At 69.7% G+C, this 26,231-nt stretch carries 22 protein-coding genes; 18 read left to right on the forward strand and 4 right to left on the reverse strand.

What is annotated here, in order from left to right:
- Positions 1–24: 24 nt before the first annotated feature.
- The 13 genes from G4Z16_RS26230 to G4Z16_RS26290 all read left to right on the forward strand — a co-directional run bounded on the left by G4Z16_RS26230 (position 25) and on the right by G4Z16_RS26290 (position 14,664).
- Positions 25–1,743, forward strand: coding sequence for a UDP-N-acetylmuramoyl-L-alanyl-D-glutamate--2,6-diaminopimelate ligase (locus G4Z16_RS26230; protein WP_197353107.1), 1,719 nt, complete (start codon positions 25–27; stop codon positions 1,741–1,743).
- Positions 1,740–3,194, forward strand: coding sequence for a UDP-N-acetylmuramoyl-tripeptide--D-alanyl-D-alanine ligase (locus G4Z16_RS26235; RefSeq protein WP_197353108.1), 1,455 nt, complete (start codon positions 1,740–1,742; stop codon positions 3,192–3,194). The genes G4Z16_RS26230 and G4Z16_RS26235 overlap by 4 nt, the downstream gene beginning before the upstream one ends.
- Positions 3,191–4,255, forward strand: a complete 1,065-nt coding sequence (gene mraY / locus G4Z16_RS26240; RefSeq protein ID WP_028435720.1) for a phospho-N-acetylmuramoyl-pentapeptide-transferase — start codon at positions 3,191–3,193, stop codon at positions 4,253–4,255. Before G4Z16_RS26235 ends, mraY begins: the two co-directional genes overlap by 4 nt.
- Before the next feature lie 68 nt (positions 4,256–4,323).
- A complete protein-coding gene (murD, locus tag G4Z16_RS26245) occupies positions 4,324–5,769 on the forward strand; it encodes a UDP-N-acetylmuramoyl-L-alanine--D-glutamate ligase (protein WP_197354920.1) in 1,446 nt (481 codons plus the stop codon).
- Between the two features lie 52 nt (positions 5,770–5,821).
- Positions 5,822–7,426, forward strand: coding sequence for a putative lipid II flippase FtsW (gene ftsW, locus G4Z16_RS26250; protein ID WP_343070913.1), 1,605 nt, complete (start codon positions 5,822–5,824; stop codon positions 7,424–7,426).
- Between the two features lie 6 nt (positions 7,427–7,432).
- Complete coding sequence (murG, locus tag G4Z16_RS26255; RefSeq protein ID WP_197354922.1) at positions 7,433–8,527, forward strand: undecaprenyldiphospho-muramoylpentapeptide beta-N-acetylglucosaminyltransferase; 1,095 nt, start codon at positions 7,433–7,435, stop codon at positions 8,525–8,527.
- A gap of 16 nt (positions 8,528–8,543) precedes the next feature.
- Positions 8,544–9,386: a cell division protein FtsQ/DivIB gene (locus tag G4Z16_RS26260; protein ID WP_197353109.1), complete on the forward strand. Its 843-nt coding sequence runs from the start codon at positions 8,544–8,546 to the stop codon at positions 9,384–9,386.
- A 237-nt stretch (positions 9,387–9,623) separates the two neighbouring features.
- Positions 9,624–10,835: a cell division protein FtsZ gene (ftsZ, locus tag G4Z16_RS26265; RefSeq protein WP_197353110.1), complete on the forward strand. Its 1,212-nt coding sequence runs from the start codon at positions 9,624–9,626 to the stop codon at positions 10,833–10,835.
- Positions 10,832–11,563, forward strand: coding sequence for a peptidoglycan editing factor PgeF (pgeF, locus tag G4Z16_RS26270; RefSeq protein ID WP_246531079.1), 732 nt, complete (start codon positions 10,832–10,834; stop codon positions 11,561–11,563). The genes ftsZ and pgeF overlap by 4 nt, the downstream gene beginning before the upstream one ends.
- A 3-nt stretch (positions 11,564–11,566) precedes the next feature.
- Positions 11,567–12,295 (forward strand): YggS family pyridoxal phosphate-dependent enzyme, encoded by a 729-nt coding sequence (locus G4Z16_RS26275; protein WP_197353111.1) that lies wholly within the window; start codon positions 11,567–11,569, stop codon positions 12,293–12,295.
- A gap of 154 nt (positions 12,296–12,449) precedes the next feature.
- Complete coding sequence (locus tag G4Z16_RS26280) at positions 12,450–13,085, forward strand: cell division protein SepF (RefSeq protein WP_197353112.1); 636 nt, start codon at positions 12,450–12,452, stop codon at positions 13,083–13,085.
- Positions 13,086–13,160: 75 nt separating this feature from the next.
- The gene (locus G4Z16_RS26285) at positions 13,161–13,445 is read left to right on the forward strand and encodes a YggT family protein (RefSeq protein WP_028435711.1); all 285 of its coding nucleotides are present in this window, start codon (positions 13,161–13,163) and stop codon (positions 13,443–13,445) included.
- 52 nt (positions 13,446–13,497) lie between these two features.
- Complete coding sequence (locus G4Z16_RS26290; protein ID WP_197353113.1) at positions 13,498–14,664, forward strand: DivIVA domain-containing protein; 1,167 nt, start codon at positions 13,498–13,500, stop codon at positions 14,662–14,664.
- A 345-nt stretch (positions 14,665–15,009) separates the two neighbouring features.
- Here G4Z16_RS26290 and ileS read toward each other — a convergent pair whose 3' ends face one another.
- The gene (gene ileS / locus G4Z16_RS26295) at positions 15,010–18,162 is read right to left on the reverse strand and encodes an isoleucine--tRNA ligase (RefSeq protein WP_197353114.1); all 3,153 of its coding nucleotides are present in this window, start codon (positions 18,160–18,162) and stop codon (positions 15,010–15,012) included.
- A gap of 449 nt (positions 18,163–18,611) precedes the next feature.
- On the opposite strand from ileS, the gene G4Z16_RS26300 reads away from it, so the two are divergent.
- The 4 genes from G4Z16_RS26300 (at position 18,612) to G4Z16_RS26315 (ending at position 22,706) form a co-directional block, all read left to right on the forward strand.
- Positions 18,612–19,427 carry a TraR/DksA family transcriptional regulator gene (locus G4Z16_RS26300; RefSeq protein WP_197353115.1) on the forward strand — a complete coding sequence of 272 codons (816 nt, stop codon included), beginning with the start codon at positions 18,612–18,614 and terminating at the stop codon, positions 19,425–19,427.
- A gap of 66 nt (positions 19,428–19,493) precedes the next feature.
- Positions 19,494–20,075, forward strand: coding sequence for a signal peptidase II (lspA, locus tag G4Z16_RS26305; protein WP_246531080.1), 582 nt, complete (start codon positions 19,494–19,496; stop codon positions 20,073–20,075).
- A gap of 94 nt (positions 20,076–20,169) precedes the next feature.
- Complete coding sequence (locus G4Z16_RS26310) at positions 20,170–21,111, forward strand: RluA family pseudouridine synthase (protein ID WP_197353117.1); 942 nt, start codon at positions 20,170–20,172, stop codon at positions 21,109–21,111.
- Positions 21,112–21,113: 2 nt separating this feature from the next.
- Complete coding sequence (locus G4Z16_RS26315) at positions 21,114–22,706, forward strand: Na+/H+ antiporter (protein ID WP_197353118.1); 1,593 nt, start codon at positions 21,114–21,116, stop codon at positions 22,704–22,706.
- A 52-nt stretch (positions 22,707–22,758) separates the two neighbouring features.
- Here the strand turns inward: G4Z16_RS26315 and G4Z16_RS26320 are convergent, their stop codons facing one another.
- A complete protein-coding gene (locus G4Z16_RS26320; protein WP_197353119.1) occupies positions 22,759–23,853 on the reverse strand; it encodes a mechanosensitive ion channel family protein in 1,095 nt (364 codons plus the stop codon).
- A gap of 111 nt (positions 23,854–23,964) precedes the next feature.
- On the opposite strand from G4Z16_RS26320, the gene G4Z16_RS26325 reads away from it, so the two are divergent.
- Positions 23,965–24,537, forward strand: coding sequence for a dienelactone hydrolase family protein (locus G4Z16_RS26325; RefSeq protein ID WP_246531081.1), 573 nt, complete (start codon positions 23,965–23,967; stop codon positions 24,535–24,537).
- Positions 24,538–24,555: 18 nt separating this feature from the next.
- Here the strand turns inward: G4Z16_RS26325 and G4Z16_RS26330 are convergent, their stop codons facing one another.
- Positions 24,556–25,323 carry a carboxymuconolactone decarboxylase family protein gene (locus G4Z16_RS26330; RefSeq protein WP_197353121.1) on the reverse strand — a complete coding sequence of 256 codons (768 nt, stop codon included), beginning with the start codon at positions 25,321–25,323 and terminating at the stop codon, positions 24,556–24,558.
- A 173-nt stretch (positions 25,324–25,496) separates the two neighbouring features.
- Positions 25,497–26,195, reverse strand: coding sequence for a GntR family transcriptional regulator (locus tag G4Z16_RS26335; RefSeq protein ID WP_197353122.1), 699 nt, complete (start codon positions 26,193–26,195; stop codon positions 25,497–25,499).
- Positions 26,196–26,231 lie beyond the last annotated feature (36 nt).

Raw genomic sequence — 26,231 nt, forward strand, 5'->3', positions numbered from 1 at the left:
CTCCCTCCCGGTACGCTCACCGCCGTGCCACAAGCTGATCAGAACTCCCTCTCGCCCTCGGCGGAGGGCCCCCCAGTCCCGTCTTCTGCGGAGGCGGCTCCCGGGACGACCACGAACGTCACCTCGGGGGCACCGCGGCCCGCACACGTACGGCCCGTTCCCCTCGCGGAGCTGGCACGCCGGCTGAACACCGCCGCCCCACAGGGCGCGGAGGACGCCTCGGCGACCGGCATCACGCACGACTCACGTGCCGTGCGGCCCGGCGACGTCTACGCGGCGCTGCCCGGCGCGCGCTTCCACGGGGCCGACTTCGCCTCGCAGGCCGCGAGCCTGGGCGCCGTGGCTGTGCTCACCGACCCGGCGGGCACCGAACGCTCCGCGGACACCGGGCTCCCGGTCTTGACCGTGCCGGACCCCCGCGGCCGTATGGGTGCGCTTGCCGCGGCGATCTACGGCGAGCCGGGCAGGGACCTCCTCCAGATCGGCATCACCGGCACCTCCGGCAAGACCACGACCGCGTACCTGGTGGACGGCGGGCTCCGCGAGGCCGCCGCCAAGGCGGGCGAGCTGACGGGGCTCATCGGCACCGTCGAGTCCCGCATCGGGGACGAGCGGCTGAAGTCCGAGCGCACCACCCCCGAGGCCACCGATCTCCAGGCGCTCTTCGCGGTGATGCGCGAGCGCGGTGTGACGGCCGTGGCCATGGAGGTCTCCAGTCACGCGCTGGTGCTCGGCCGCGTGGACGGCTGCGTCTTCGACGTCGCCGTCTTCAACAACCTCAGCCCCGAACACCTGGACTTCCACCCGGACATGGAGGACTACTTCCGGGCGAAGCGGCAGCTGTTCACGCGCGCGCGCTCGCGCGCGGCCGTGGTCAACATCGACGACGAGTACGGGCAGCGGCTGGTCACCGAGTCCGAGGTGCCCGTCACGACCTTCTCCGCGGAGGGGCACCCCGACGCCGACTGGCGGGCTCAGGACGTCGAAGTGGGCCCCCTCGGCTCGACCTTCGTCGCCGTGGGGCCGAAGGAGGAGTCCGTACGGGCCACCGCGCCGATCGCCGGGGCCTTCAACGTCGCCAACGCGCTCGCCGCCCTGACGGCCCTTGTCGCGGCCGGCATCGACCCGCAGACGGCCGCCGACGGCATCGCGGCCGTTCCGGGTGTGCCGGGGCGGCTGGAGCGCGTCGACGCCGGTCAGGACTACCTGGCGATCGTCGACTACGCGCACAAGCCCGACGCCGTCGAGTCCGTCCTGTTCGCGATCCGGAAGGTCACCGAGGGCCGGGTGCACGCCGTGCTCGGCTGCGGTGGCGACCGGGACCCGCACAAGCGCACCGCCATGGGCTCCGCGCTGGCGCGCCTGTCGGACACGGCCGTGCTGACCTCGGACAACCCCCGCACCGAGGACCCGCTCGCGATCCTCGCCACCATGCTTGCGGGCGCCGCCGAGGTGCCCGCGTACGACCGAGGAACCGTCCTGCTGGAGGAGGACAGAGCCGCCGCGATCCGTCTCGCGGTCGACCGTGCCGAGCCCGGGGACACCGTGATCGTGCTCGGCAAGGGACACGAGCAGGGACAGGACATCGCGGGAGTCGTAAGACCGTTCGACGACACCTTCGTGCTGCGCGAAGCCATCCGGTTCAAGCAGGAAGAGGCCGCCGCAGCTCCCGCGGCGACCGCGCCGGCCGCCGCGGCCGCGAACAGCACCCCGATTCAAGGGACAGACGCCGAAGACCGATGATCCCCCTATCTCTCGCCGATATCGCCGCTGTCGTCGACGGACAGCAGAGCGACATACCGGACCCGGACGCCCTGGTCACAGGACCCGTCGTCATCGATTCACGGAAAGTGGCGCACGGCAGCCTCTTCGCGGCCTTCGCCGGTGAACGGGCCGACGGACACGACTTCGCCCGCAGCGCGGTCGAAGCCGGGGCCGTGGCCGTTCTGGCCACACGGCCCGTCGGTGTTCCGGCCGTCGTCGTCGACGACGTCACCCGCGCCCTGGGCGCCCTCGCCAGGCACGCGGTCGAACGGCTCGGCACCAAGGTCGTCGCGCTGACGGGCTCCGCCGGAAAGACCAGCACCAAGGACCTCATCGCACAGCTGCTGGAACGCCTCGGCCCGACGGTGTGGACGCCGGGCTCCCTCAACAACGAGATCGGGCTGCCGCTGACCGCCCTGCGCGCCGAGGCCGGCACCCGTCATCTCGTACTGGAGATGGGCGCACGCGGCGTCGGGCACATCCGCTACCTCGCGCAGCTCACCCCGCCGCGCATCGGCGTCGTGCTCAACGTCGGGACCGCGCACATCGGCGAGTTCGGCGGCCGGGAGCAGATCGCCCTCGCGAAGGGCGAGTTGGTGGAGGCCCTGCCGCCGGCTGGTCCCGAAGGCGACGGCGAGGCCGGGGGAGGCGAGGGCGGCGTCGCCGTGCTCAATGCCGACGACCCGTTCGTCCGGGCCATGAGCGAGCGCACTCATGCCCGTGTCCTGCTGTTCGGCGAGGCCGAGGACGCTCACGTTCGTGCCGAGAATGTCCGGCTCACCGACAGGGGTCAGCCGTCTTTCACGCTACAAACACCGACCGGGTGCGGTGACGTGACCATGCGCCTGTACGGTGAGCACCACGTGTCGAACGCGCTCGCCGCGGCGGCCGTCGCCCACGAACTGGGCATGCCCGCCGGGGACATCGCCACCGCGCTCTCCGCCGCGGGCTCGCTCTCTCGTTGGCGGATGGAGGTCACCGAGCGCGCCGATGGAGTCACGGTCGTCAATGACGCCTACAACGCCAACCCCGAGTCGACACGGGCCGCGCTCCGCGCGCTGGCCGCGATGGGGCGGGGCCGGCGGACCTGGGCGGTGCTCGGTGAGATGGCCGAGCTCGGCGACGAGTCGCTTGCCGAGCACGACGCGGTCGGACGGCTCGCCGTCCGGCTCAACGTCAGCAAGCTCGTGGCGGTGGGTGGCCAGGAGGCCGTCTGGCTGGACATGGGCGCGAAGAACGAGGGTTCGTGGGGTGAGGAGTCGGTGCACGTGTCCGACGCTGAGGCGGCGGTCGAGCTCTTGCGGAGCGAACTGCGCCCGGGGGATGTCGTACTGGTGAAGGCTTCCCGTTCGGTGGGTCTGGAACGCGTCGCGGACGCGCTCATGGAGCCCGGGACCAACGAGGGTGAGGTCGCCGCCCGATGGGTATGAGCCAGATCCTCTTCTCGGGAGTCATCGGACTCTTCCTGTCCCTGATCGGGACGCCTCTGCTGATCAAGCTGCTCGCGAGCAGAGGTTACGGGCAGTTCATCCGTGACGACGGGCCCCAGAACCACCACAGCAAGCGCGGCACCCCGACGATGGGCGGCATCGCCTTCATCCTCGCCACGGTCGCCGCGTACGCGCTCACCAAGCTGCTGACCGGCAGCCAGCCGAGCTTCTCCGGCGTGCTCGTGCTCTTCCTCTTCGCCGGCATGGGCCTGGTCGGCTTCCTCGACGACTACATCAAGATCGTCAAGCAGCGCAGCCTCGGCCTGCGGGCCAAGGCGAAGATGGCCGGACAGCTCATCGTCGGCACCGCGTTCGCGGTCCTCTCGCTGAACTTCCCCAACCTCCGCCTGCTGACGCCCGCTTCGACGAAGCTGTCTTTCACCCAGGACTTCGGCTGGTCGCTCGGCCCGGTCATCTTCGTGATCTGGGCGCTGTTCATGATCCTCGCGATGTCCAACGGCGTGAATCTGACGGACGGTCTGGACGGCCTCGCCACCGGCGCCTCCGTGATGGTCTTCGGCGCCTACGTCTTCATCTGCGTGTGGGAGTACCAGGAGTCCTGTGCCAACCCCTTCACGGCGGGACCTGGTTGTTACGAGGTGCGGGACCCTCTCGATCTGGCCGTCGTCGCCGCCGCGTTGATGGGTGCCTGCTTCGGCTTCCTGTGGTGGAACACCTCGCCCGCCAAGATCTTCATGGGCGACACCGGTTCGCTCGCGCTGGGCGGTGCCCTCGCCGGTCTCGCCATCTGCTCCCGCACGGAGCTGCTGCTGGCGATCCTCGGCGGACTCTTCGTCCTCATCACCATGTCCGTCGTCATCCAGGTCGGTTCCTTCCGGATGACCGGCAAGCGCGTGTTCAAGATGGCGCCGTTGCAGCACCACTTCGAACTGAAGGGCTGGTCCGAGGTCCTGGTGGTCGTCCGCTTCTGGATCATCCAGGGCATGTGCGCCATCCTCGGCGTCGGGATCTTCTACGCAGGGTGGGCGGCCAGCAAGTGAACGACCGGCACGACCCCCAGGGCTCCGAAGCCCCCGCTCACGCAGGGGACTTCGCGGATGCGAGGAGCCTGCGGGGCAGGCATGTCACCGTGGCCGGGCTCGGCGTGAGCGGAGTCAGCGCGGCGCGTGCCCTCAAGCGCCTGGGCGCCGCTGTCACCGTCGTCGACGGCGGTGACAGCGATACGCACCGGGCCCGTGCGGCCGAACTCGGCGCCGAGGACGTGACCGTGCGGCTCGCGGACGCGGAGACCTTGCCGTCCGGTACTGATCTGATCGTCACATCACCGGGCTGGAAGCCGCAGAGCCCGCTCTTCGCCGCCGCCGACGCCGCGGGCGTACCGGTATGGGGCGACGTGGAGTTGGCGTGGCGGCTGCGCGGAGCGGCGCCGGGGGAGGCGGTCGACGGGGGCCGCACACCCGCGCCCTGGCTCGCCGTCACCGGCACCAACGGCAAGACCACCACGGTGCAGATGCTCGCCTCCATCCTCGAAGCCGCAGGCCTCCGTGCCCCGGCGGTGGGCAACATCGGCACCCCGCTGATCGACGTCGTCCTCGCCGAGGACCCCCCCGACGTACTCGCGGTGGAACTCTCCAGCTACCAGCTGCACTGGGCGCCGAGTCTGCGTGCGCACTCCGCCGCCGTGCTCAATCTCGCGCCCGACCACCTGGACTGGCACGGCTCGATGGAGGCGTACGCCGCCGACAAGGGCCGTATCTACGAGGGCAATCAGGTCGCCTGCGTCTACAACTGCGCCGATCCGGCCACCGAAGAGCTCGTGCGCCGGGCGGACGTGGAGGAGGGCTGCCGGGCCATCGGCTTCACGCTCGGCACGCCCGGCCCGTCCGAACTGGGAGTTGTGGACGGCATCCTGGTCGACCGCGCCTTCGTCGAGAACCGCCGCGAGCAGGCGCAGGAGCTGGCCGAGATCTCGGACATCACGCCCGCGGCCCCGCACAACATCGCCAACGCCCTTGCCGCGGCGGCCCTCGCCCGCGCCTACGGCGTGCCGCCCGCGGCCGTGCGGGACGGGCTGCGCGCCTTCCGTCCCGACGCACACCGCATCGCACACGTCGCCGACATCGACGGCGTCGCGTACATCGACGACTCCAAGGCGACCAACACCCATGCCACGCAGGCTTCGCTGGCCGCGTACGACTCCATCGTGTGGATCGCGGGCGGCCTCGCGAAGGGCGCCACCTTCGACGAACTCGTACGTGAGTCCGCGCCCCGCCTGCGCGGCGCCGTGCTGATCGGCGCCGACCGTCACCTCATCCACGAAGCCCTCACGCGACACGCCCCGGATGTCCCGGTGGTGGACCTGGAGCAGACCGACACTGGGGCGATGGCTGCGGCAGTCCATGAAGCGGCGCGGCTCGCCCGTCACGGGGATACGGTGCTGATGGCACCGGCCTGCGCCTCGATGGACATGTTCGTCAACTACAACGCGCGCGGTGACGCCTTCACCGACGCGGTGCGTGCGCTGGCAGCGGCCGGCGCGCACGAGGTGGAGTAACCCGCCGGTCCCGCGGACCGCGTCGCGGGAACAGACGGAGGGGAAGCGACAGATGACGCCCGACAGCGGCGCTGCGGCCGACTCTCTCCCGGGAGCGTCGAACTCGCGCGAGCACACCGCCGCCACCGGCTCCCGCGCTCGCCACACCCGCCACAACTGGCGCGCCGCGCTGCGGCGGGCGCTGACAACGCCTCTGACGCCGCTGCGCAGCCCCGTCCCGGCGCCGGCGGCCCTCCAGTTGCCGCACGCGGCAGGAGCCCTCCTCCTGCCGCGCGAGGCGCAGCGCTCCCGCGCGGCCAAGACCCGCCCGGGGAAGGGTGCTTCCGGCGCCCCCGGGCGACCGCTTCGGCCGCGGCGTCCCTCACGGCAGCCGTCCCGTCCGGGCCGCGGCAAGGGCACGCCTTCGTTCCTCGTGAAGGCCAGGCGGGCCTGGGACCGGCCGCTGACGGCGTACTACCTGATCCTCGGCGGCAGCCTTCTGCTCACCGTGCTCGGGCTGGTGATGGTCTTCTCGGCGTCGCAGATCGAGGCCCTCCAATCGGGCCTGTCCTCCACGTACTTCTTCCGCAAGCAGCTCATCGCGGCGATCGTGGGCGCCGGCTTGCTGCTGGTTGCCGCTCGTATGCCGATCAGACTGCACAGGGCGCTGGCGTACCCGCTGCTGGCCGTGTCCGTCGTCCTGATGTGCCTGGTACAGGTGCCGGGCATGGGGCACGCGGTGAACGGCAACCGCAACTGGATCTATCTCGGCGGCCCGTTCCAGCTCCAGCCCAGCGAGTTCGCCAAGCTGGCACTGGTGCTGTGGGGCGCGGACCTGCTGGCCCGCAAGCGCTCCAGGCGGCTGCTGAACCAGTGGAAGCACATGCTCGTGCCGCTCGTGCCCGTCGGACTGCTGCTGCTCGGGCTCATCATGCTCGGCGGCGACATGGGGACCGCGATCATTCTCACGGCGATCCTCTTCGGACTGCTCTGGCTCGCGGGCGCGCCAACCCGCCTCTTCGCCGGCGTCATGGCGGTGGCCGCCGTCATCGGCGCGCTCCTCATCATGACCAGCCCGAACAGGATGGCCCGGCTGGCCTGCATCGGTGCCACCGACCCCGGCGCCAACGACCAGTGCTGGCAGGCGGTTCACGGAATCTACGCGCTGGCATCGGGCGGATGGTTCGGTTCGGGGCTGGGTGCCAGTGTGGAAAAATGGGGTCAACTACCGGAACCGCACACCGACTTCATCTTCGCCGTGACCGGGGAGGAACTCGGTCTAGCGGGGACGCTGTCGGTGCTCGCCCTCTTCGCGGCTCTAGGCTATGCGGGTATCCGCGTGGCCGGACGCACGGAGGAGCCCTTCGTGAGGTATGCCGCGGGAGGCGTGACCACCTGGATCACGGCGCAGGCCGTGGTCAACATCGGTGCGGTGCTCGGTCTGCTGCCGATCGCCGGTGTCCCGCTGCCGCTGTTCTCCTACGGTGGTTCCGCCCTGCTGCCGACGATGTTCGCTATCGGGTTGCTCATCGCGTTCGCGAGAAGCGACCCCGCGGCCAGAGCGGCTCTGGCCATGCGGCAGCCTGCTCTGCGGCAGCGCCTGCAGAGAAGGCTGGCAGGGGTGAGAACGAACACGATGAGACGGCGCGCAGATCGGCGGCCGTCCGGAGAGCGGTGAATGAGAGTGCACGTCGTACTCGCCGGCGGTGGCACCGCCGGCCATATCGAGCCCGCGCTCGCCCTCGCGGATGCTCTGCGCAGGCAGGATCCGACGGTGGGCATCACCGCGCTCGGAACCGAACGCGGCCTCGAGACCCGGCTGGTGCCCGAGCGCGGCTATCAGCTCGAACTCATCCCGGCCGTACCGCTGCCGCGCAAGCCCACACCCGAACTGATCACCGTTCCCGGGCGGCTGCGGGGCACCATCAAGGCCGCCGAACAGATCCTGGAGAGCACCAAGGCCGACTGCGTCGCCGGATTCGGCGGGTACGTAGCGCTCCCCGCCTATCTCGCGGCCAAGCGCCTCGGCGTCCCCATCGTCATCCACGAGGCCAACGCGCGGCCCGGTCTGGCCAACAAGATCGGCTCGCGCTACACGCAGTACGTAGCGGTCTCCACGCCCGACAGCAAGCTGCGCAACGCCCGTTACATCGGCATCCCGCTGCGCCGCTCCATCGCGACGCTGGACCGTGCCGCCGCCAGGCCGCCGGCACGCGCGGCGTTCGGTCTGGACGCCAACCTGCCGACCCTGTTCGTCACGGGCGGCTCGCAGGGAGCACGCCGGCTCAACGAGGTCGTGCAGCACGCCGTACCGCACCTGCAGCGGGCGGGAGTCCAGGTTCTGCACGCGGTCGGTCCCAAGAACGAACTGCCGCAGCCGGACAACATGCCCGGTATGCCGCCGTATGTGCCGGTACCGTATGTGGACCGGATGGATCTCGCGTACGCAGCGGCCGACATGATGCTCAGCCGGGCGGGCGCGATGACCGTCGCGGAGCTGTCGGCCGTCGGACTGCCGGCCGCCTACGTCCCGCTGCCGATCGGCAACGGCGAACAGCGGCTGAACGCGCAGCCCGTGGTCAAGGCGGGCGGCGGACTGCTCGTCGACGACGCCGAGCTGACGCCGGAGTGGATCCTGGGCAACGTGCTTCCGGTCCTCAGCGATCCGCACAGGCTGCACGACATGGCGCGTGCCGCGGCGGAGTTCGGCCGGCCGGACGCGGACCAGCTTCTGGTCGGCATGGTGTACGAGGCGATCGCGGCACGCCGAGGGGCGTGAGAGAAGGCAGGGCAGCGTGGCCGGATCCACGGGACCGACGAAGAGCGCCGAGAAGCGGCGCGGAAGTGACTCGGAAGCCCGTCCGTCGGCGGAGGCCGACTCCGGCCGCTCCCCGTCCCGTTCGCGCGGCGCGCGGGTGCGGACAGGGGCGCGAATTCATCGGCTGCGCGCCCTGCTCGTCGTCCTGGCACTGGCTCTCGGGCTCACCGGTTTCGGGGCATGGGCCCTGTACGGATCCAACTGGGTGCTCGTGGAACGTGTCTCCGTCAGCGGCAACGACGTGCTGACGGAGAAACAGGTACGCGACGCCGCCCGTATTCCGGTTGGCACTCCGCTCCTGTCCGTCGACAGGGCCGCGGCCGAACGCCGTCTCGAGACCTCGCTGCCCCGCCTGGACGAGGTTCGCGTCGTGCGGGCCTTCCCCCACGGAATCGGTATCGAGGTGACAGAACGGAAGCCGGAACTGGTCATGAAGCATGCAGGGAAATTCGCCGAAGTGGACGTTGAAGGTGTGCGTTTCGACGTGGTTCCGGAGCAACCGAAGGGCGTTCCGCTTCTTGTGATGGAAGTTGAGCGCTCGGCCGGTCTCCGTCACTTCGGCAAGGAACGGCTCCGGCGCGAAGCCGTCCGAGTCGCCACCTCGCTTCCCGATTCCGTCAGCAGGGACACACGTACGGTCCGGGTGCGTTCCTACGACTCCATCACACTGGAGTTGACGGGAGGCCGGACTGTGCTGTGGGGCAGTGGTGAACAGGGGAGCGCCAAGGCGGAGTCAGTCACCGCGCTGATGAAAGCCTCGAAGGACGCACGGCACTTCGATGTGAGTGTTCCCAGCGCCCCTGCCTCGTCAGGGAGTTGACGCGCGTCAGTGCAGGCCAGCACCCTGGATAAGCACCTCTGGGCCTGATCACATAGGGTGAAAAGAAAAACGGGAGGTTCGGCGTGTTCGTTGAACACCCACCACTTGTCGACTTAGTGTCCGTTCCCAAGACTCCAGGGAAGACAGACACCGGTAACCCTAAACTTCACACTTAGGGTTCGGGTCGACGTGGACCGCCCGACAGGGATACGTAACTCGAGGCGAGAGGCCTTCGACGTGGCAGCACCGCAGAACTACCTCGCAGTCATCAAGGTCGTCGGCATTGGCGGCGGTGGCGTGAACGCCATCAACCGGATGATCGAGGTCGGTCTCAAGGGCGTCGAGTTCATCGCGATCAACACTGACGCGCAGGCCCTGTTGATGAGCGATGCCGATGTCAAGCTCGATGTGGGCCGTGAACTGACACGCGGTCTGGGAGCCGGCGCCAACCCCGATGTGGGCCGCAAGGCCGCGGAGGACCACCGTGAGGAGATCGAGGAGGTCCTCAAGGGGGCCGACATGGTCTTCGTCACAGCCGGCGAAGGAGGCGGCACCGGCACCGGCGGTGCCCCCGTCGTCGCCAGCATCGCCCGCTCGCTGGGCGCCCTGACGATCGGCGTCGTCACCCGGCCCTTCACCTTCGAGGGCCGCCGCCGCGCCAACCAGGCGGAGGACGGCATCGCGGGTCTCCGCGACGAGGTCGACACCCTCATCGTCATCCCCAACGACCGCCTGCTGTCCATCTCGGACCGTCAGGTGAGCGTGCTCGACGCGTTCAAGTCGGCGGACCAGGTGCTGCTGTCGGGTGTCCAGGGCATCACCGACCTCATCACCACGCCGGGGCTGATCAACCTCGACTTCGCGGACGTCAAGTCCGTGATGTCGGAGGCCGGTTCGGCGCTGATGGGCATCGGCTCCGCTCGCGGGGACGACAGGGCCGTGGCCGCCGCGGAGATGGCGATCTCCTCACCGCTGCTGGAGGCGTCGATCGACGGTGCCAGAGGCGTGCTGCTCTCGATCTCCGGCGGTTCGGACCTCGGCCTGTTCGAGATCAACGAAGCCGCGCAGCTGGTCAGCGAAGCAGCGCATCCCGAGGCCAACATCATCTTCGGGGCCGTCATCGACGACGCTCTCGGCGACGAGGTACGGGTCACCGTCATCGCCGCGGGCTTCGACGGCGGGCAGCCGCCGTCCAGGAACCGCGGCGAGAAGGCACTCGGTTCGCACGCCTCCAAGGAGGACCCCTCGTCCTCCTTCGGAACCGACTCGGACAGCGACCGCCCGTCGTTCGGTGGTCTGGGCAGCGTGACCCCGCGCGAGAGCGAGCCGGAACCGATGGGTGAATCGTCCGGCGGCGGCCGCGACTCACTTCCTCCGACGGTCCCGCCGGCCCGCCCGTACCAGGACAGCCAGGCCGAGGAACTGGATGTGCCGGACTTCCTGAAGTGATAGGCACGCACGACTCCGCGAGCGGCGCGCACTTCGCATTCACCGACAGGTGGGGCGGGGTGAGCGCCGCTCCGTATGAGTCGCTCAATCTCGGCGGCCGGGTCGGCGACGACGCCGCGCACGTACGCGAGAACCGTTCCCGTGCCGCAGCGTCGCTCGGGTTCGACCCGGCCGACGTGGTCTGGATGCACCAGGTGCACGGGCGTGATGTCGCGCTCGTCGACGGGCCGTTCGGGGACGACACCACGCCGGTCGACGGAATCGTCACCCAGCGCCCCTCGCTCGCCCTCGCCGTTCTCACCGCGGACTGCACCCCTGTGCTGCTGGCTGATCCCGTCGCGGGCGTCGCGGGTGCGGCGCATGCCGGGCGGCCCGGTCTGGTCGCGGGCGTGGTGCCCGCGCTCGTCGAAGCGATGCGGGACCGCGGGGCGGTGCCGGAACGGATCATCGCGCGTACCGGCCCGGCCGTGTGCGGCCGTTGCTACGAGGTGCCCGAGGAGATGCGCGAGGCCGTCGCGGCCGAGGTGCCGGAGGCTTACGCCACCACGAGTTGGGGCACACCGTCGGTCGACGTCGCGGCCGGTGTGCGGGCGCAGCTCGAAGCCCGTGGTGTCACAAGTCTGGAACAGTCCACTGTGTGCACCATGGAGTCATCTGATCACTTTTCGTATCGGCGCGAAAAAACGACCGGTCGTCTCGCGAGCTATGTCTGGTTGGAGGCGAACTGAACCGTGACGGACCTCACGGCCCGTCAGGCCGAACTCGCCGAGAACCTCGCACGGGTGGAGGAGCGCATCGAGGGCGCTTGTGCCGCCGCGGGGCGCAGCCGTGACGAAGTGACGCTCATCGTCGTCACGAAGACCTATCCCGCCCGTGACGTACGGCTGTTGTCCGAACTGGGCGTGCGGCACGTCGCGGAGAACCGGGACCAGGAGGCGGCGCAGAAGGCCGCGGAGTGCGCGGACACCCCTGTGACGTGGCATTTCGTGGGCCAGCTCCAGACCAACAAGGCCCGTTCCGTCGCGGGTTACGCGGACGTGGTCCACTCCGTGGACCGATCCCGGCTCGTCAACTCGCTGAGCAGCGCGGCGGTGGCCCAGGAGCGTCAACTGGACTGCCTGATCCAGATCGCGCTCGACGCGGAGTCAGAAACCGCCGCAGGACGCGGTGGTGCTGCTCCGGGGTCGGTTCTCGCGCTGGGTGATGAGGTGGAGGCCGCCCAAGGACTGCGCCTGGCAGGGGTGATGACGGTCGCTCCGCTCACGGGACCGTACGCGGGGCGGCCGGGCGAAGCCTTCGAGCGGCTGCGGGAAATCTCAACCGGCCTGTGTACAAGGCATCCTGCTGCAACCATGGTGTCAGCAGGGATGAGCTCGGATCTCGAAGAGGCCGTAGCCGCCGGTGCGACACATGTGCGCGTCGGCAGTGCGGTACTCGGAGAGCGACCCAGGCTCGGGTAACGTCGCCAAGCAAGTCGGACCACGGCACAAAATATGGTCATTTCCGTTGGAGAACAGGCAGCGGGACAGGCCCGGGTCCAACCACCGGTGACGGAGCCATGGGGCCACCCCGCCGAAGGCAGGGGAACCCACCACAGAGCGGAGGACGCAGAGAATGGCCGGCGCTATGCGCAAGATGGCGGTCTACCTCGGCCTCGTGGAGGACGATGGGTACGACGGCCCGGGTTTCGACCCCGACGACGAGTTCGAGCCCGAGCCGGAGCCCGAGAGGGACCGCCGGCGGAACGAGCCGTTGCAGTCGCACGACCCCCTGCAGAAGGACGAACCGGCCGAGCCGGTACGCGTGATGCACCCTCCCGTGCAGCGGGAGAGGGAGCAGTCGTCTCCCCCTGCGGTCATCGAAAATGGACGATCCGGGAGAATTGCCCCCGTGTCATCCATCACACCTGAACGCCAGAGTCTGGAGAAGAGTGCCCCGGTGATCATGCCCAAAGTCGTGTCCGAGCGGGAGCCGTACCGGATCACGACGTTGCACCCCCGGACGTACAACGAGGCCCGTACCATCGGGGAACACTTCCGCGAGGGTACGCCCGTGATCATGAACTTGACGGAGATGGATGATACGGACGCGAAGAGACTTGTCGACTTCGCGGCCGGTCTGGTCTTCGGTTTGCACGGGAGTATTGAAAGAGTGACGCAGAAGGTGTTCCTGCTGTCTCCTGCTAACGTCGATGTCACGGCGGAGGACAAGGCCCGCATCGCAGAGGGCGGGTTCTTCAACCAGAGCTGAAGACGCAAGGATCAACGGAACGGGCCGTAAGGTCACGCGAGAGCGCCCAACGTGGCGAGGGGAGAGGGAAGCGCAGTGAGTACCGCACTCGAGGTGGTCCAAGTCGCGCTGTACTGCTTCCTGCTCGTGTTGATCTTCCGACTGGTGATGGACTACGTCTTCCAGTTCGCCCGCTCATGGCAGCCCGGCAAGGCGATGGTGGTCGTTCTAGAAGCGACCTACACTGTCACTGATCCGCCACTCAAGCTGCTGCGGCGGTTCATCCCGCCGTTGCGCTTCGGGGGCGTGGCGCTCGACCTGTCCTTCTTCGTACTGATGATCATCGTCTACATCCTGATCAACGTCGTGGCCAGGCTGTGAACGATCGAAATGGTCTTGCCGACATGCCGACGAGTTACGTTGAGGTGAAGAGATGCCACTGACCCCCGAGGACGTGCGGAACAAGCAGTTCACGACCGTCCGCCTCCGAGAAGGTTACGACGAGGACGAAGTCGATGCCTTCCTAGATGAGGTCGAAGCCGAGCTGACGCGCCTGCTGCGCGAGAACGAGGACCTGCGCGCGAAGCTCGCGGCAGCGACCCGTGCCGCCGCGCAGAACCAGCAGCAGGGCGGAATGCGCAAGCCGGAGCCGCAGGACAGGCAGGGCGGGCCGGTGCCCGCCGCCATATCAGGTCCTGTGCCGCCCGGTCAGCACGGCGGTCCGGGGCAGCACCCAGGTCAGCACCCCGGCCAGCATCCTGGCCAGCACCCCGGGCAGCACCCGGGCCAGCACGGCCCGCAGCAGGGCATGGGCGGCCCCCCTCAGCTTCCCGGCGGTCAGCCGCAGCTTCCTGCCGGTCCCGGCGGTCCTCAGGGCGGTCCCGGCGGCCCCATGGGTCCCGGTGGTCCTCAGGGCGGCCCCGGCGGCCCCATGGGTCCCGGTGGCGGCCTGCAGATGCCGGGTGGCGGCGGGCAGAACAACGACAGCGCCGCTCGCGTGCTGTCGCTTGCCCAGCAGACCGCCGACCAGGCCATTGCGGAGGCCCGTTCCGAGGCGAACAAGATCGTCGGCGAGGCGCGCAGCCGTGCCGAGGGTCTCGAGCGGGACGCCCGCGCCAAGGCCGACGCCCTTGAGCGGGACGCCCAGGAGAAGCACCGCGTCGCGATGGGCTCCCTCGAGTCCGCCAGGGCGACGCTGGAGCGCAAGGTCGAGGACCTGCGTGGCTTCGAGCGTGAGTACCGGACGCGTCTGAAGTCCTACCTGGAGAGCCAGCTGCGTCAGCTGGAGAACCAGGCGGACGACTCGCTGGCGCCGCCGCGTACTCCCGCCGCGCCTTCCCTCCCGCCGTCCCCGTCGATGGCCCCCGCGGGCGCACCCGCCGGTGGGGGGATGGGCACCATGGGAGGCCACCAGTCAATGGGCGGCAACGGAATGGGCGGCCCGGGCGGCCACGGTGGTCCGAGCTACGGCGGGGGCCAGCAGCAGATGTCCCCGGCCATGACGCAGCCCATGGCGCCCGTACGTCCGCAGGGCGGCCCCGCGCCGCAGCAGGCTCCGTCACCGATGCGGGGCTTCCTGATCGACGAGGACGACAACTGATCGGCTGACGGCGGACTCCGCCGGCATAAGGCAAGGGCCGGGCCCGGAAGCGAGAGGCTTCCGGGCCCGGCCCTTGCCTGTGCGGGGGCCCGTTGCGCGGAGGAGCCGTGGCGGGTGGCGCGCGTCGCGGTCACACGGCGCTCTCAGACGCCTTACGCCGCCTTCTCCGACGTCGAGCTCCATGGGCGGGCTCTCACTCCGTCAGCCGGACGCTCAGAGGTTTCTGTGGCGGGCGCCGTGACGGGCGTCCTGCTGCAGCGAGGCGGGCGCGCATGCCCGTGGGGGGCCGCCCGGCGTGCGGACGGCCCCCCACGGCCCGTTTCTGCCCCTCCGCGGGGCGCTTCGTCAGACCTTGCGGAGCCGGAAGGTGAGCGAGAGCGACTCGTCCTGGAACGGGGCGCCGAATGCGGACTCCTCGGTGCCGCCGGCGTCCGCGGTCTCCTGTGCGAAGTCCTCCGCGAGGACCTCGTCGGAGATCAGACCGGTGTGGTCCACGAGAGCCTGTCCGACCTCCTCGTCCGTCGTGGACCAGCGCAGGGCGATGCGGTCGGCGACGTCGAGGCCCGAGTTCTTGCGGGCCTCCTGGATGAGGCGGATCGCGTCCCTGGCGAGGCCCGCGCGGCGCAGCTCGGGAGTGATCTCCAGGTCGAGGGCGACCGTCGCTCCCGAGTCGGAGGCGACGGACCAGCCCTCGCGCGGCGTCTCGGTGATGATCACTTCCTCGGGCGAGAGCGGCACTTGCTCCCCGTCCACCTCGACGGCGGCCGTGCCCTCGCGGAGCGCGGCCGAGAGGGCTGCGGCGTCGGTGTCGGCGATCGCCTTGGCGACGGCCTGGGTGCCCTTGCCGAAACGGCGGCCCAGGGCACGGAAGTTGGCCTTTGCCGTGGTGTCCACCAGCGAGCCCCCGACCTCCGAAAGGGAGGCGAGCGCGGTGACGTTGAGCTCCTCGGTGATCTGGTTGCGCAGGTCGGGGGAGAGCGTCTCGAAGCCGTGCGCGGCGACGAGGGCGCGGGAGAGCGGCTGACGCGTCTTGACGCCGGACTCGGCGCGCGTCGCACGCCCCAACTCCACCAGGCGGCGCACCAGAAGCATGTCCTGGGACAGTTCCGGGTCCACCTTGCCCAGGTCCGCCTCGGGCCAGTCGGCAAGGTGCACCGAGTCAGGCGCCCCGGGCGTGACGGGGACGATCAGGTCCTGCCACACGCGCTCGCTGACGAACGGCACGATGGGGGCCATCAGACGCGTGATCGTCTCCAGCGTGTCGTGCAGCGTGCGCATCGCTGCCGGGTCGCCCTGCCAGAAGCGGCGCCGCGAGCGTCGCACGTACCAGTTGGACAGGTCGTCGACGAAGGTCGAGAGCAGTTTGCCGGCGCGCTGGGTGTCGTAGCCCTCCATGGCCACCGTCACCTGGTCGACCAGCGCGTGCAGTTCGCTCAGCAGCCAGCGGTCCAGCAGCGGCCGGCTCTCGGGCGCCGGATCCGAGCCGGAGGGCGACCAGCCGGACGTACGGGCATACAGCGCCTGGAAGGCCACCGTGTTCCAGAACGTCAGCAGCGTCTTGCGGACGACCTCCTGGATCGCGCCGTGCCCCACGCGCCGGGCCGCCCACGGCGAACCGCCGGCCGCCATGAACCAGCGCACCGCGTCCGCGCCGTGCTGGTCCATCAGCGGGATCGGTTCGAGGATGTTGCCCAGGTGCTTGGACATCTTCCGGCCGTCCTCGGCGAGGATGTGGCCCAGGCAGACGACGTTCTCGTACGAGGACTTCTCGAAGACGAGCGTGCCGACCGCCATCAGGGTGTAGAACCAGCCACGGGTCTGGTCGATGGCCTCGGAGATGAACTGCGCCGGGTAGCGCTTCTCGAAGAGCTCCTTGTTCTTGTACGGGTAGCCCCACTGCGCGAAGGGCATCGAGCCCGAGTCGTACCAGGCGTCGATGACTTCGGGGACGCGCGTCGCCGTCAGCGAGCAGCTCTCGGCCGGGCAGCCGAAGGTGATCTCGTCGATGTACGGGCGGTGCGGGTCGAGCGCCGACTGGTCGGTGCCCGTCAGCTTCGTCAGCTCCGCCAGCGAGCCGACGCACGTCAAGTGGCCTTCCTCGCAGCGCCAGATGGGCAGCGGCGTGCCCCAGTAGCGGTTGCGGCTCAGCGCCCAGTCGATGTTGTTGTCCAGCCAGTCGCCGTAGCGCCCGTGCTTGACCGACTCCGGGTACCAGTTGGTGCGTTCGTTCTGCTCGAGCAGCGCGTCCTTGATCTGGGTGGTGCGGATGTACCAGGACGGCTGCGCGTAGTAGAGCAGCGCGGTGTGGCAGCGCCAGCAGTGCGGATAGCTGTGCTCGTACGGGACGTGACGCAGCAGCAGGTTCCGGGCGGCCAGGTCCGCGACGAGTGCCTCGTCGGCCTTCTTGAAGAACTGCCCCTCCACCAGGTGCAGTCCGGCCTCGAAGGTGCCGTCGGGGCGGACCGGATTGACCACGGGGAGGCCGTAGGCGCGGCAGGTGCGCATGTCGTCCTCGCCGAAGGCGGGGGACTGGTGGACCAGGCCCGTGCCGTCCTCGGTGGTGACGTAATCGGCGTTGACGACGAAGTGGGCGCCCTCCATCTCCACGATGTTGAACGGGCGTTCGTACTTCCAGCGCTCCATCTCGGCGCCCGTGAAGCGCTGCCCGGTCGCCTCGAAGTCCTCGCCCAGCGCCTTTTCCAGCAGGGGCTCGGCGACGACGAGCTTCTCCAGCCCGTTCGTCGCGACGACGTATGTGACGTCGGGGTGGGCCGCGACCGCGGTGTTGGAGACCAGCGTCCAGGGCGTGGTCGTCCAGACCAGGAGAGATGCCTCACCGGCGAGCGGCCCCGAGGTCAGCGGGAAGCGCACATAGACCGACGGGTCGACGACCGTCTCGTACCCCTGGGCGAGTTCGTGGTCCGACAGGCCGGTGCCGCACCGCGGGCACCAGGGGGCGACGCGGTGGTCCTGGACCAGCAGACCCTTCTCGAAGATCTGCTTCAGCGACCACCAGACGGACTGGACGTACTCCGGATCCATGGTCCGGTAGGCGTCGTCCATGTCGACCCAGTAGCCCATGCGCGTCGTCAGCTCGGCGAACGCGTCGGTGTGCCGCGTGACGGACTCGCGGCAGCGGGAGTTGAACTCCGCGATGCCGTAGTTCTCGATGTCCTGCTTGCCGTTGAAGCCCAACTCCCGCTCCACGGCCAGCTCGACCGGCAGCCCGTGGCAGTCCCAGCCGGCCTTGCGGGCCACGTGGTATCCGCGCATCGTACGGAAGCGCGGGAAGACGTCCTTGAAGACGCGTGCCTCGATGTGGTGGGCGCCGGGCATGCCGTTGGCGGTGGGCGGGCCCTCGTAGAAGACCCACTCGGGCCGCCCCTCGGACTGCTCGAGAGTGCGGGCGAAGACCTTGTTCTCCCGCCAGAAGTCGAGCACGGCGTGCTCGAGGGCGGGCAGGTCGACCTGGGCTGGCACCTGGCGGTACTGCGGCATCGGAACTTCCTCCGGCGGACATCTCTGCTTCCGTCGGAGGGACGAGAGCGCCTGCCTGAACGGCGGCGGCCCCGCGGTACCACCCTCCTTGGCAGCGGGCGCGCCCACTGCCCCCTCATTGGGGTGCGCTGCCGGTTCTACTCGCGCCGGTCGGCCCGGCCCTTTCTTCCGGCGGCTCCGGGGTGATCTTCACGCCGTGCAGGCCCCTGGGCTCACACCGTCCCCAGGTCGCTCGCGGCTGCGTACGGACGCTACTCGTCCCCTTCATCGCCTTTCGCTCAGCCCAGTGTACGGGGCCCGGCAGGCTGTGGCGGGCCGGTTTTCGCAGGGCCGGGCGGGGCACAACGGATTGGAGACCGGCGTGCCCCCGTTGTCGAGCGTTCGGAGTCGATTTATCGTTCCGGTCACGTTTCGCGAGCAAGATCACAATATGTGAAGGGGCCACGGCCATGGTGGCGAAGGGATCTGCCGCGAGTACTCCGGCAGCTGCTGACAAGTCCACGAAGAAGGCCGCGGCCACGAAGAAGAGCTCTGCGGCCGGCAAGACGGCCGCGAAGAAGACGGCGAAGAAGACGACGGCGAAGAAGGCCGCACAGAAGAAGCAGGGGAGGGCCGCGGCGAAGGGGGAGGCGCCGGCGAAGAAGACCTCCGCGAAGAAGACCGCCTCCAAGAAGGCATCGGCGAAGAAGGCGCCGGCGAAGAAGGCCGCGCCCAGGAAGACGGCGGCGAAGAAGGCCGCGGCGCCGAAGCGCGCCGCGAAGAAGACCACGGCGAAGAAGCAGACGACGGGAGCCGAGAAGGTGGCTGCGAAGAAGACTCCGGTGGCGAAGGCCGACAAGGTTCCCACGGCACGCGCGGTCGCCGCGCAACCCGGCGAACTCGCCGTACGGGCCGGTGAAGAGCCGTGGACGCCGGAAGAGGTCGAGGAGGCCCGCAGCGAACTGCAGAGCGAGGCCCAGCGGCTGCGCGACGAACTGGTGGCCTCCGGCGAAGCGCTCGACGGACTGATGCGCGACTCCGGTGACGGCGCCGGTGACGACGACGCCGACACCGGCACCAAGAACATCACGCGCGAGCACGAGATGGCCCTGGCGGCGAACGCCCGCGAGATGCTCTACCAGACCGAGCGCGCCATCGAGCGGCTCGACGCCGGTACGTACGGACTGTGCGAGAACTGCGGAAATCCGATCGGCAAGGCCCGGATGCAGGCCTTCCCGAGGGCGACGCTGTGCGTGGAGTGCAAGCAGCAGCAGGAGCGGCGCTAGGTGCCCGAGGGGCAGTTGGGGGGTGAAGGGGGCCGCGGCCGTCCTCATATGTCGTACCCTCGTCGGGTGACAGAGGTGGAGCGGACTATCGGTACTCCTGACGAGGCCAAGGAAGAGCCCGCCGACGGTTCCGGCGGCGACGACGCACAGACCGCCTCCCGCGGCAGGCGCCGGGTCGGGGTTCTCATCTCGGTGGCCGCTCTCGCCTACGCGCTCGACCTGATCAGCAAGCTGATCGTGGTGGAGAGTCTGGAGCAGCACGCCCCGATCCGGGTGATCGGCACGGTGCTCCAGCTGGACGTGGTGCGGAACCGGGGGGCGGCCTTCGGCATCGGTGAGGCTCTCACCATCGTGCTGACGGCGATCGCGGCCGTGGTGATCGTCGTGATCGCGCGGATCGCGAGACGGCTCTACAGCGCTCCCTGGGCGATCGCCCTGGGGCTGCTGCTGGGCGGGGCGTTCGGCAATCTCACCGACCGCGTCTTCCGCTCGCCGGGCGTCTTCCAGGGCGCCGTCGTGGACTTCATCGCCCCCACGCACTTCGCGGTCTTCAATCTCGCGGACTCGGCGATCGTGTGCGGGGGCATTCTGATCGTGATCCTCTCCTTCCGCGGCCTCGACCCCGACGGGACCGTCCACCGGGACTGACCGGCAAACGGAACGCGTCGAGCCGTCGGCCGCCGATGCACGGTGTCCGGCCGCGATGACGGAGAGCACGCAGTCGTCCGGCATACTCGATCGGGTGAGCACGATCCCCGAAACCCGCACCCTGCCCGTACCGGACGGCCTCGAGGGCGAGCGCGTCGACGCCGCCATCGCCCGGATGTTCGGCTTTTCTCGTACCAAGGCCGCCGAACTGGCCGCCGACGGCAAGGTGTTGCTGGACGGCGCCGAGGCCGGCAAGTCCGACCGGGTCCACGGGGGAGCGTGGCTGGAGGTGGAGCTGCCGCCTCCGCCCGAGCCCGTACGTATCGTGGCCGAACCCGTCGAGGGCATGGCCGTCGTCCACGACGACAGCGACCTCGTGGTGGTCGACAAGCCCGTGGGCGTCGCCGCCCATCCGAGCCCGGGCTGGAGCGGCCCGACGGTGATCGGCGGGCTGGCCGCGGCCGGGTACTCCGTCTCCACCTCGGGGGCGGCCGAGCGGCAGGGCATCGTGCACCGCCTGGACGTGGGTACGTCCGGGCTGATGGTCGTCGCCAAGTCCGAGCGTGCGTACACCCTGCTGAAGCAGCAGTTCCGGGAGCGGACCGTCGACAAGCGGTACCACGCCCTCGTACAAGGGCACCCGGACCCGCTCAGCGGCACGATCGACGCGCCTGTCGGACGGCACCCGCAGCACGACTACAAGTGGGCGGTCACCGCGGACGGCAAGCCGTCCGTCACGCACTACGACCTGATCGAGGCGTTCCGCGCCGCCAGCCTGCTCGACATCAAGCTGGAGACAGGCCGTACGCATCAGATCCGCGTGCACATGTCCGCGCACCGGCACCCGTGCGTCGGTGACCTCACCTACGGCGCCGACCCGAAGCTCGCCAAGCGGCTGCGGCTGGAGCGGCAGTGGCTGCACGCGGTCCGGCTCGGATTCGAGCACCCGTCGGACGGGCGCCGGGTGGAGTACGAGAGCGACTACCCGGAGGATCTCCAGAAGGCCCTGGACATCGTCCGGGCGGAGAGCGCCTAGGCGTGGACCAGCTCGCTCTGCTCTTCGCCCTGCTGCTCGGTGCTGTCCTGACCGTTCCGGTGGGCGACCGAATAGGCGTGCCCGCTCCCGTGCTGATGACGCTGCTGGGCGGTGTCCTCGCGCTGCTGCCGGTCGTTCCGAACGTCGAGGTGCCGCCCGAGTTCATCCTTCCGCTCGTCCTGCCGCCGCTGCTGTACGCGGCCGTGCACCGCACCTCCTGGCGTCAGTTCGCGGCGAACAAGCGGCCGATATTCCTGCTGGCGGTGGCGCTGGTCTTCGTGACGACCGCTGCCGTGGCGGCCGTCGCGCACACGCTGGTTCCGGGGCTCGGCTTGGCGGGTGCCGTGGCCCTGGGTGCACTCGTCGCCCCGCCCGATCCCGTCGCGGCGACGTCGGTCGCCGGGCGGCTGGGGCTGCCGCGGCGGCTGGTGTCGATCCTGGAGGGCGAGGGCCTCTTCAACGACGTCACGGCGATCACCCTGTACCACGTCGCCGTCGCCGCAGCCGTCACCGGGACCTTCTCGGTCGGCGGCGCGGTCGGGGAGCTGGTCCTCTCCGGGGTCGTCGCGATCGTGGTCGGGCTCGCGCTCGGGTGGGCCGCGAACAAGCTCGCGGGATACCTGGGGGACGCGACGCTGCAGACGGGGCTCACCCTGCTGGTGCCGTTCGCGTCCTACGTCCTGGCCGAGGAGCTGAAGGGCTCCGGCGTCCTGGCGGTGCTGATGACCGCGCTGTATCTCTCATCCGGGCGGGCGGTGGACGCGGACGATGTGCAGGGGCGGCTGGTCGGGCAGAGCTTCTGGTCGATCGTCGACACGCTCGTCACCGGTGTCGCCTTCGGCCTGATCGGGCTCGAACTGGCCGTCGTCGTCGGGCCCGTGAGCGGACGTTGGGGCGAGCTGCTTCCGGCGGCGCTCGCGGTGATCGCGACGGTTGTCGTGCTCCGGCTGGTGTGGCTCCTGCCGGCGGCGTGGCTCGCCAAGCGGCTGCACCGGCGCAAGGACCTGGACGAGGACATCCCGCTCAACTGGCGCGAGACGACCGTCGTGTGGTGGGCCGGAATGCGTGGCGTGGCCTCGGTGGCGCTGGCGCTCGCCGTGCCGCTGACCGTCGAGGGCGGCGGCAGCTTCCCTGAGCGGGACGCCATCCTCTTCATCGCCTTCGCGGTCGTTCTCGCCACCCTCGTGCTCCAGGGGCTGACCCTTCCGTGGCTGGTCAGGCGGCTTCACGTACGGGTGGACAGCGCCGCCGAGCGTGAGCTGGAGCGGCAGCTGGCGCTGAGGTGCGCGAAGGCGGCACGGCGGCGCGTACGGGAGGTCGAGGCGGTCGAGGACCTTCCGGAGGAGGTCTCCGAGGCGCTGCTGCGGCGTGCCCACGACGTGGGCGCGCGCATCTCACCGGACATCGTGGAGAGCGAGCGGCGCGAGGCGCATACCAGGCGCGTCGCCCGGATGAAGAAGATGCACAGGCTCAACGCGGAGCTGCTCTCCGCGGCCCGGCACGAGATCCTCGCGGCGCGCGGCGAGCCCGGCGTCGACCCCGAGGTGTGCGACCGCGTCCTGCACCAGCTCGATCTGCGCAGCTTCCGCATCTGACCTTGCCGGTACCGCCGAGCGGCCGGCCCGGAAGACCGGGCCGGGATCAGCGTCAGGAGATCCTGCTGCCGCGGTGGTTGCGGCTCTCCAGATGCCCGTTGGAGTACGTCTCCGGGTGATCGCTCGCGGAGGAGAGCCGGATGCCGGGCAGCGCGTACGGGTGTTCACGCTGGAGCCAGTCGATCAGCTGTTCCCGCAGGTCGCAGCGGAGCGTCCACACGTCGTCGGACGTACGGGCCGTGACGACGGCACGTACCTCGATGGTGGTGGGGGTGGTGTCGGTGACGACGAGGCTCCAGCTGCGGCCGTCCCAGTAGTCGTTGTCGCGTACCAGTTCCTCGGTCCGCTTGCGCAGCTCGGCGATCGGGGCCGAGTGGTCGAGCTGGAGGTAGACCGTGCCGGTCTTCTGCGGGCCGCCGCGCGACCAGTTCTCGAACGGCTTGCTGGTGAAGTACGAGACAGGCATCGTCACGCGCCGCTCGTCCCAGGTGCGCAGCACCAGATAGGAGACGGTGATCTCGTCCACCGTCCCGAACTCGCCGTCGACGACGACCTCGTCCCCGATGCGCACCATGTCGCCGAACGCGATGGACAGGCCGGCGAAGAGGTTCCCCAGCGTGGCCTGGGCGGCGATACCGGCGACGATTCCCAGCACACCCGCCGACGCGAGCATCGAGGTGCCGAGCGTCTTCATCGCCGGGAATTGCAGCAGGATCGCGGACGCCGCGATGACGACGACAACGGTGGTGACGAGCCGCTGGATGAGGGTGAGCTGGGTCTTCACGCGCCGTGCGCGCGCCGGGTCGTGCGCCACACCCGCGTACCGGACGGTGGTCGTCTCGACCACGGCGGCGAGGATCCGCAGGACCAGCCATGCCGTCGCCGCGATGAGGATGATGTGCAGCCACAGATTGACCGTCGGGCGGTAGCTGCGTGTGATCTCCGCCTGATCGTAGAAGCCGTTGAGGAGGGCGACGAAGATCACGGCCTGCAGAGGCACCCGCCCGCGCCGGAGCAGCCCCCACATCGGTGTCTCGGGGTGACGGGCGTCTATGCGGCGCAGCAGACGGTCCACGCCCCAGGCGACGGCGAACGCGAGCACGATCGCGCCGCCGAACACGATGAGCGGGCGTAGCACGTTCTCCATGACGGGATGACTCCTTGGGGATCGAACGGGCACTGCCGACCGTACCTGCCACCATGTGCGGTGACCCGGCCCGGAACACCTCCGCGGGTGACATGTGAGGGAAGTGACATTTTGGCCACCGTCGTTCTGTTCCACTCCGTCTACGGGCTGCGACCCGCCGTGCACAAGGCGGCGGACCGGCTGCGGGCCGCCGGCCACGAGGTGCACACGCCGGACCTGTTCGACGGGCGCACGGCCGGCACCGTCGAGGAGGGCGCGGAGCTGAAGGACGAGATCGGCCGGGACGAGCTGCTGATGCGCGCCGTCACCGTCACGGCGCCGCTGTCCGAACGCGGGCTCGTCTACGCGGGCTTCTCCCTGGGCGGCTCGATCGCGCAGAACCTCGCCCTCGCCGACGAGCGTGCGCGGGCGCTGCTGCTTCTGCACGGCACGTCGGACCTCCCGGAGGACGCCGCCGTGGACGACCTCCCCGTACAGCTGCACGTAGCCGACCCCGACCCGTTCGAGCCGCACGACTGGCTGAACGCCTGGTATCTGCAGATGAGGCGGGCCGGAGCGGACGTCGAGGTCTTCCGGTACGCGGGGGCGGGACACCTCTTCACGGACGAGGACCTGGACGACCACGACGCGGAGGCGGCCGAGCGCACCTGGCGCACGGCGCTGGGGTTCCTCGACAGCGTGTAGGCGAGCGGCCCCCGAGGATCAGCCGTCGGCGTCGCGCGCGGTGTTCAGCTCCTCGGCCAGGATGGGCGCCGAGACCGTCGCCGTGTGGACGCCGATGACGCTGACGATCTCCAGCACCTCCATGATCTCCTCGGGCGTCGCGCCGTGGCGCAGGGCGTTGCGCATGTGCAACTTGAGCCCCGGAGCGTAGAGATGGGTGGCTGCCGCGTCGAAGGCGCAGTACACGAGCTCCTTGACCTTCGGCTCCAGCACACCCTTCTTCCAGGGCAGCGCCGAGAGGTCCAGGTAGGCCTTGAACAGTTCGGGGTCGAGCTCCAGCAGCCCGTCCCAGAACTCGTGCCAGTAGCCGCGGCTTTCGGTGAACTCCTCCTTGAGCGCCTCGCGGGTCTCGTCGAGAGGAGCCGGGCCCTGGCGTACGCCTTCCTCGTCGAGCACTTCGAGGAGGAGCGGGACGCCGATGTTGCATGCGTGGATGCCGAGTGTGCTGGTGAGTTCGAGCACTTCCATGATCTCGTCACTGGTGGCTCCGTGCGCCAGCGCCGCCCGTATGTGCTGCCGCACGCCGGGCGTGTAGAGGTGCGTGGCGGCGGCGTCGACCGCGATGTAGACGAACTCCTTGACCTTGGCGGGCAGATGGTTCTTGCGCCACGGGACGGTGCTGAACTCGAGGTATGCCTCCAGGTAGTCGGGGTCGAGCACGAGGATGCTCTCCCAGGCGTCGCCCCAAGTGCCGCGCTCTCGCGTGAAGCGGTCCTTGAGCTGCTGCTGGCGCTCGGTGAGGGACATGCGGGTGCCTCCTGAGATGTCCTGCGGGCGGCACAGGGCGTTCTCCCGCGTCGCGGGGAACGGCGGCGTGCCGTGCCGGGATGACGAAGGGTTGGGGGAGGGGGAGTCGAACCGTGCGGCTCGTCGCAGGTGCGCGGGCCGGCCGACGGTGAAGGACGTGGGGGGAGGGGAGGTCAGGCCTCGCCGGTGGCGCCGTCCTCGTCGTCGAGCACCGTGGCGACGGTCGACGAGGCGTTGTCGAGATGCGTACGGCTCAGCCGCAGGGCCTCGGTGACATCGCCGTCGGCGATGGCCTCGACCAGGGCGCGCATCTCCTCCACGGCCTTGCGCGGCCGGCCCGGCTGGGACATGGACGTGGCCCGCAGGAGCTGGACCCTCGCCTGCACACCGGCCAGGATCCGCTGGACCGTCGGGCTGTCGGCGCCGGCGAGCAGGGCGTCGTAGATGCCGTCCTTGGCCCGCAGCAGTTCACGCATGTCGTCGCTGGTGGCGCAGACCTTCTCGAACTCGGCCAACGCGTCACGGAGCCGGTCGAGATGACGTGCCGAGGCACGCTCGATGAAGCGCTGCACGGCCAGCCCTTCCAGCGAGGCGCGGACCGCATACAGATCGGCGGCCTCGGAGGGGGTGGGAGCGTAGACGACGGCGCCCTTCTGCGGGATGACAGTCACGAGCCCTTCGGCCGTAAGCTCCCGCAGGACCTCGCGGACCGTCGTCCTGGAGACCCCGAGGGACTCGATCAACTCCCGCTCGACGAGCCGCTGACCCGGCTTCAGGTCGAAGTCGAGGATGGCGTTGCGGAGCACTTCGAGGACCTGTTCGCGCAGGGGAGCCGCCTGCCTGCCGAGACTGACGCCACGGAGCCCGTTCATCGTCCTGTCCTCTTCGCTCGATTTCACGTGATCGTA

The organism is Streptomyces bathyalis, assembly GCF_015910445.1.
Classification (GTDB): domain Bacteria; phylum Actinomycetota; class Actinomycetes; order Streptomycetales; family Streptomycetaceae; genus Streptomyces; species Streptomyces bathyalis.

Coding starts and splice junctions, on each gene's coding strand:
- G4Z16_RS26320 (WP_197353119.1), bottom strand. CDS start 23,853: ATGGAGAACGTGCTACGCCCGCTCATCGTGTTCGGCGGCGCGATCGTG.
- G4Z16_RS26335 (WP_197353122.1), bottom strand. CDS start 26,195: ATGAACGGGCTCCGTGGCGTCAGTCTCGGCAGGCAGGCGGCTCCCCTG.
- G4Z16_RS26300 (WP_197353115.1), top strand. CDS start 18,612: ATGGTGGCGAAGGGATCTGCCGCGAGTACTCCGGCAGCTGCTGACAAG.
- mraY (WP_028435720.1), top strand. CDS start 3,191: ATGAGCCAGATCCTCTTCTCGGGAGTCATCGGACTCTTCCTGTCCCTG.
- ftsW (WP_343070913.1), top strand. CDS start 5,822: ATGACGCCCGACAGCGGCGCTGCGGCCGACTCTCTCCCGGGAGCGTCG.
- G4Z16_RS26330 (WP_197353121.1), bottom strand. CDS start 25,323: ATGTCCCTCACCGAGCGCCAGCAGCAGCTCAAGGACCGCTTCACGCGA.
- G4Z16_RS26235 (WP_197353108.1), top strand. CDS start 1,740: ATGATCCCCCTATCTCTCGCCGATATCGCCGCTGTCGTCGACGGACAG.
- G4Z16_RS26290 (WP_197353113.1), top strand. CDS start 13,498: ATGCCACTGACCCCCGAGGACGTGCGGAACAAGCAGTTCACGACCGTC.
- ileS (WP_197353114.1), bottom strand. CDS start 18,162: ATGCCGCAGTACCGCCAGGTGCCAGCCCAGGTCGACCTGCCCGCCCTC.
- G4Z16_RS26280 (WP_197353112.1), top strand. CDS start 12,450: ATGGCCGGCGCTATGCGCAAGATGGCGGTCTACCTCGGCCTCGTGGAG.